Source organism: Leptospira borgpetersenii serovar Javanica (assembly GCF_003046425.1).
GTDB classification, from domain to species: domain Bacteria; phylum Spirochaetota; class Leptospiria; order Leptospirales; family Leptospiraceae; genus Leptospira; species Leptospira borgpetersenii.
Window position 1 is genome coordinate 1 of the sequence record NZ_QAJG01000050.1, and the last position, 6,432, is coordinate 6,432.

Here is a 6,432-nt window from a genome sequence, read left to right on the forward strand (position 1 = left end):
TTAGGCGAAGAGATTACGAGTGAAATAGACAACCGAGGATTGACATATACAAAAAATTCTTTCCTGAGTTACAGAGATAACCTACTCAACAAAAACTTTCAGAATACAACTCAAATCAACAAACAAATCCAAGAAGGAAAGAACGCCGTGGCGGGAATTATATCCGAAGGAGAAAGTTACAACCAAATCCAAGGAATGATCCAAACCGCTTCCAACTTAAACAAACAAGGAGAAGAAAATAAAACAAGAGTAGAGAAACTACTACTCGAATCCAAAGAATTAGCGAATCGTAATATAGGAGAAGGACTCTTGGATGGATTGCAAGAAATGATCGCAAGCATCCAAAGCGCATTACCACAAGAAGTAAGCAACAACGGAGTCGCTCAATACATCCAAGCACAAGAGAAAGAATTGGAAGAAAAACAAAAAAAGGCAGATGAACTACTTTCTCACATGAATTTACTTGTGACGAATAACAATGATTTGGCGGCGTTGCAAACATTGTTACAAGGAAGTAGCCAAGCAATCAACTTGGCGGCAAACAGCGCAGTGTCGAAATACTTAGACGACTACGCAAAAAAATTACAAAAAGATAACGAAGAAAGAAGTGCAAATCTCCAAAAGACACTCTTAGAAGCGCTGACCAACGGAGACGAATACAAATATCTCAGAGACGCAGGATATTCTTTCCGAACGGATGGAGAAGGAATTAGCGCGTATCGAGAAATCTACAGCGGAGAAATCGAAATCGACGGAAGTGCGATGAAGAGTACGAGTTATTCTCCCGATTTAGAATATCAATATATACGAATGGAGACGAAGTTTAATCCTGGAAACCTGAGCGTGGACATGATGAATCCAAACGCAACCAGATTTAACGCAGAGATGGCGATCGGGATTAAAACCTACATCGACAATCTCCAAAAGAACGTGGAGACGATGTTTGCTCAGTTTAGCAACAAAACAAACGAGATCAAAGAAGAATACACACAAAACGAAGAGATCGAAGATTACAAGAAGGAACTCTACAAAGAGAACCGGGATACAACACTGGCTACCTTTCAGGCATTGCCAGGAGATTTAAAGAATACATTCGATCAAGAGATGGGTGGTTTAAAAGGTTACCATGAACAAGGATCAAAATACAACTTTAGCCAAGGAAGTTTAAAAGATCAAAGTGGGGACATGAAAAAAGTCGGTAAAGCGATGTATGAAGGTACGAATATTGATGATACAGTCTTTGCCGGAAATAGAGAACTCAAAGGAAGCGTGAGCGTCAAAGGGATTCCTGTGGAAGTAAGCTACGGAATGCAATATTTGATCGTCACATCCGGATTTGATATATCGAATTTAGGATACAACTTTAACTTGAAGTTAGTGGGAACTCAAAACGCAGAGACCCAAATTTCAATGGTTAACCAGAAGTATGCACAGTATTCCGAAGACATTGAGTCTCGGATCGAAAAACAAGCAAAGGCGAATGACGCGGAGAAAGAAAGCAAGGGTTTTCTATTTACAATCTTGAATGGAATGAACGGCGGATCCGGAAGCATGGGCCAAAGATTTACCCAAGCTGTGAAGTCGGAAGCACAAAGCCGCATAACGGGAGCAGTTGCAGAAGCAACCGGATTACCGGCTTCACTTGTCGGAGCTTTAGTCGGTGGAAGTAGCATGAAAGATGCAGTCAAAGCGTATGTCAAAGACGAGACTGTAAACGCAATTTCGAAAGCAACCGGAATCCCGACATGGCTCATCTCCAATCAGATGGAAAAGATGAACAAACCGAAAGAACAATGGTATCAAAGCCAAGAGTTCCAAATAGTAACAACAGTTGTAGCGGTTGCAGCAGCGCCCTTCACCGGCGGAGCTTCTCTGATGGTCGCCATGGCAGTGGGAGCGGGACTTGGAGCCGCAACAGGAGCGGCAAGCGGAGGATTAAAAGGAGCACTGGTCGGTGCGGTAGGAGGAGCCGCAGGCGCAGCAGTGAAAAGTTTTACCGGAGGAGCGGTTAACGTGTGACTTAGCTACTCCGCAGAAAACGGATTCGGAGCTTCTGTCGGAGTCGGATACGGACCGGCGACAGTGAGCGTCGGGATATCGGAGAGAGGCGGAACATCTGTGGATGTCGGTTTAACAAAAGCAGGCTTTAACGCAGGACTAAACTACAACAGTAAAACAGGAAGCGTGAGTGGAAGCACAGGATTTACTTCCCAAAGTGGAACAGGGTTTGCACTCAGCTACAACGAAGGAGACGGATTCGGAGCGAGCCTTAGTCAAAGTTTTAGCAATGGAGTCAATGGTGGCTTGAGTTGGAGCGAGAAAGGCGGACTCGGCGGCAATATCGGATACGAAGCGCCCGGAGACAAAAACAAACCCAAAGATTCACTCGCAAACCAAATGAAAGGCGCGGGGGGAACATTAAGTTTTTCTCAAAGAGATGGAGTATCCGCTGCACTTAACGCATCCGGAGGAGTCAACGCGGGAAACTGGAGTGAGTCCGGAGGATTCCAAGCAAACACAAACTTTTTGGCAGACAAGTGGAAGGCCGACTTTGTTACGAAACAAGGTGAGATCGAAGAAGCTCAGGCCGAAGCGGAGGCTCAGGCTAAACAAAAAGAAGCTGCTGCCCGAGGTAGTGCGGATGCAGTTGCAGGAGCTGGATATTCTACACAGAGAAGAGAAGGAGAAGACGGTGACGCAACACCTCATTCCAACGGAGGACCGGCTGATCCAGTAGATCAGAGAATTGCTCAGCTCCGGAAAGAACTGAGTGAGGGGATCTTGCTTGCAGATGGAAACGGTTCGATGAGTGACGCCAAAGGTGGCTCTGCTGAAGTGGCCGCGGCTAAAGAACTTTCTAAGAAAATGTCTGAGTTGCAGCAGCTGGAATCGAGCAAGGCGGCGCGAGGAAATGGAGAACTGAACGGTTCTCTTGTAAACAAGGGAATCGACAAGATCTTAGATCAAGTGAACAGCTTTGACAAAACCAAATCGGGCAATGTGGAAGCGGCGTTGAAAGACTTTGCAAAAGCCAACGGATTGAGTGAAAGTTCCCCCGAATACAAGAAGTTGAAAGAACTATCAGCTGATATTGCCGGAAGTAATTCGAAAGGATTCAACGAATCTCGAAATGAATACTACAACCAGAACAAGGAAAGAATCCATACGGAAGCGTTAACGGCAATGTATGGAGACAAGATTCAATCGATCGATGGAAAGAAAGCTATATTAAGAAACGGTGAAGGAGTTATCATCACGAATGGAAAGTATGACCTTCAGTTGGACAACAAGACAAATCTGAACTTCAAAAGAGAGGAAGCTGGTCTCTTTGGAACTAAGAGTTTACCTGATTATCACAACAAACCTTCGGCGCAGTGTTTTATCACGAGTAACGCGGTGATGGCGGAACACGCCGGAGTAACACCGAGAGATCCATCGAAACAAATGGTGGACGATATGCTTTCGACTGGGTTAAGCAAAGGGATTTTGAATCGGAATGACCATGTCAAAGGTGGAGAAGAATTGAAGACGTATGCCGGTACGGACAAACTGAATAAAGAGTATGGATTAAAGCAAAATATGCTTGTTTATCCAAATAAGGCAACTTTCGAAGACAAGAAAGTAGTGATTCAACAAGCCCTTCGCGATGGCCATATCGTATCTGCGGGTGGAAAATTTCCGGTCGGAGATCACCGAAATGCGATTGTAGGATACGACTCGAAAGGTTGGGTAGTGTTTGACCCGTATGGCAATGCGAATACAAAAGGTTACAACGGAAACGGAATGTTTGCCCATTATGAATATGGAAAGTTCAATTTAGCCGGAAACCAAGCCTACTACGTAACCAAAGACTAAGGAAGATATATGAAGAACCAAAAACGAATATTAGCGATATTGATATTAGGAGTAACTGTTATGTTACAAGCGGAAGGTGAGAAAGTGAGAAAGGATTTGATTCCAATTTTCAAGAAATGTTATCGACCCGATGAGCATTTGTCTTTGGTTGCGAGTTCCACTTTGATCGAGAAAGGGAAACCAAAGAATCATTTCGGACCAAATAACATTGATGATATTAATCAAGATACAGCTTGGGGCGTAAGCAAAAATGAAGGAATCGGAGAATGGATATATACATACAATTATGTAGATTACAATACAAATCATTATCACCAACTCGCAGGAAAGAGTCAAAAAAACTATTTCAGCTTTTTGAATGGTTTGGCTAAGGACTCGACTTCTTTTCAAGAAACCGGAAGGATCAAAAAAGTAAGGGTTGATGTATATGAATTAGAGGGTACGGAAAGCATGGCGAATCTAAAAGACCCTCTCGTATATCACAATTATCCGATTGAAAATGATTCCTTTGAATTGGAATTGAAAGATACACCGGAAGAGCAAACTTTTGAAAGAGAGATTTTTACGAAGATAAAGCCACAAGATGATTTCTATGGTCGTTACCTACTTTTCAAACTTACAATCTTGGAAATATATCCAGGAACTAAGAGTAAAAATGTGTTTTTAACTGAGTTTCACGGTTACTCGGAGGATGTAAAAAAGAAATTTAGAATTACACGTGAGAGGAAGTAGGAAACACAGTGCAGAGCCACACTAAAAGCAACACAGGGTTCCGGGGATGGAACCAAGGAGATAGCCCGGCGAAGGGGTAGCGGAATACCGAGCTTGGAAATACAATTAGACATTTGTAAATTAGAAAGACAGCAAGCTCGGTATGAAGCGAGGGGAAGGCTTTCCCCTTCCCCATCTGTCCTCAGTCTTCTGTCCTCTGAACGCGGTTAACGTGGGACTTAGTTACTCCGCAGAGAACGGATTCGGCGCAAGCGTCGGAGTCGGATTGTGCTAGTCCAAAAGCCGTCGTTTGTATAGTATGTTGGAATTTGACAAAATGCAAAAAAGATGACATATTATTAAGTGACCTCTGAATTAAGATAAACATGGTGTAACCCGCCCAAAACTTTTCGTTTGATAACTTTGGAGGTAGGAGTTGGAAATGTAACGACCCTACCACAAGGAGAATCCTTGTTTAAGGCCAGATGAGGCCTGCAATGATTGTAGTAATCAACGTATTCCTGCGCAACGCGGTGCGCATGATGTAAAGAAAAGATCGGGATATGATTGAGACATTCCCTCCGTAAAGAACCGAACCACCGTTCCATGATGCCGTTGCACCAAGGGGAAGCGGGAGGTGTGTGAAGAGATTGAATTCCCAATTCCTGCAAACCATTGAGAATTATTTGACCCGAGAACAAAACGTCATTGTCGCTTAACAAAGTTTGAAACCTGATACAAAGAGACTTAGTCTCCTCGATTTGGCGTAAAACCCAAACGCTGGTCGGGTGTTCCGTGATATTCAAATGTATGATTTTTCTCGAAGAGCGCTCGATAAATGCAAGAGCATACAAAGTAGTACCGTAAATAGTTTGAATCCTGCAAAGATCCATTGCTACGACTTCACTTTTGAGATGATCGAATAATTTCCACCAGGATTTCCAATTACCCGACGGATTGGATCTTTTCAAGATCCTCATGATGATACGCTTTACTAAAGACAAAGAAGGATCAAAGCCGAGTTTTAAAATCTCACCATGAATTTTAGAAGCTCCCCAATCCAGATTGTCTCTTAACATATCCTTAATCTGATAATATATATCCCAGTAATCGTCCCGAGTTGGCCTCCCTTGGCTTGAAAGTTTGAAGAATCTTTTATATTTTGTTTGAAGGACTTTGTAAACATACATAACTTGTTTCGGAGAGAATTTCCAAAAAAAGAAAAGAATTAATTTTTCTAAAACGACTACCCAGAACCAAAAATTGTTGGAAGTTGAAAAGATAAAATTCATAAAGAACGGAACCACCGCTGCATATTCAAATTTTAAATCGTATTTAAACAAAGGCGAGAATGGCAATAACAAGAAGAACAGAGTTCAATTCAGATTATAACATAATTTGAGTTGTTAGGTGTTAGATGCCAGATTCCGGAATTTTACATACATAGAACAACGTCCTTGCCCTCTTTTTTCTCACATACTTGGGATTGATGTAACGTCTTAAATCAAGATTACGGAAATTATGCTGCTTGATAAGCGAAATGAGGAGTAACAAAGCCGAACGCCACTGTGACATCTAAAAAAAGTTCTCAGATTCCCGGACTTTAAGACAAGTTCTTAGTGAAAAAAGTCGTAAAATTACGTATTTTTTATCCTTAAACAAAGAAGAAGTCAAGAGTCTGTTGACTTTAATCCATACTTAAATATTATGAATATAGTAAGAATACTACGTTATATATGTTACTGATCCCTATAAAAATGAGTACCTAAATGCCGGCTTGCCTCCAATAACTATCAAAACTGATTGTATTTGATTTCAATATTCCTAAAGTAGATTTTGTTCTTTGAATCAATGAATTAAGATTCT

At 41.9% G+C, this 6,432-nt stretch carries 4 protein-coding genes; 3 read left to right on the forward strand and 1 reads right to left on the reverse strand.

Features of this window, described 5'->3' with window-relative positions; translation table 11 throughout:
- The 3 genes from CLV95_RS20195 to CLV95_RS18310 all read left to right on the forward strand — a co-directional run.
- Positions 1-2,019: hypothetical protein (locus tag CLV95_RS20195; RefSeq protein ID WP_107695059.1), on the forward strand; the 2,019-nt coding region annotated here is incomplete at its 5' end.
- 63 nt (positions 2,020-2,082) lie between these two features.
- Positions 2,083-3,855: a hypothetical protein gene (locus tag CLV95_RS20200; RefSeq protein WP_002734459.1), complete on the forward strand. Its 1,773-nt coding sequence runs from the start codon at positions 2,083-2,085 to the stop codon at positions 3,853-3,855.
- 9 nt (positions 3,856-3,864) lie between these two features.
- Positions 3,865-4,587, forward strand: coding sequence for an NADase-type glycan-binding domain-containing protein (locus tag CLV95_RS18310; RefSeq protein WP_413462627.1), 723 nt, complete (start codon positions 3,865-3,867; stop codon positions 4,585-4,587).
- A gap of 338 nt (positions 4,588-4,925) precedes the next feature.
- On the opposite strand, the gene CLV95_RS18315 is transcribed toward CLV95_RS18310, so the two are convergent.
- Positions 4,926-5,924, reverse strand: a complete 999-nt coding sequence (locus tag CLV95_RS18315; RefSeq protein ID WP_017853478.1) for an integrase core domain-containing protein — start codon at positions 5,922-5,924, stop codon at positions 4,926-4,928.
- Positions 5,925-6,432: the final 508 nt, after the last annotated feature.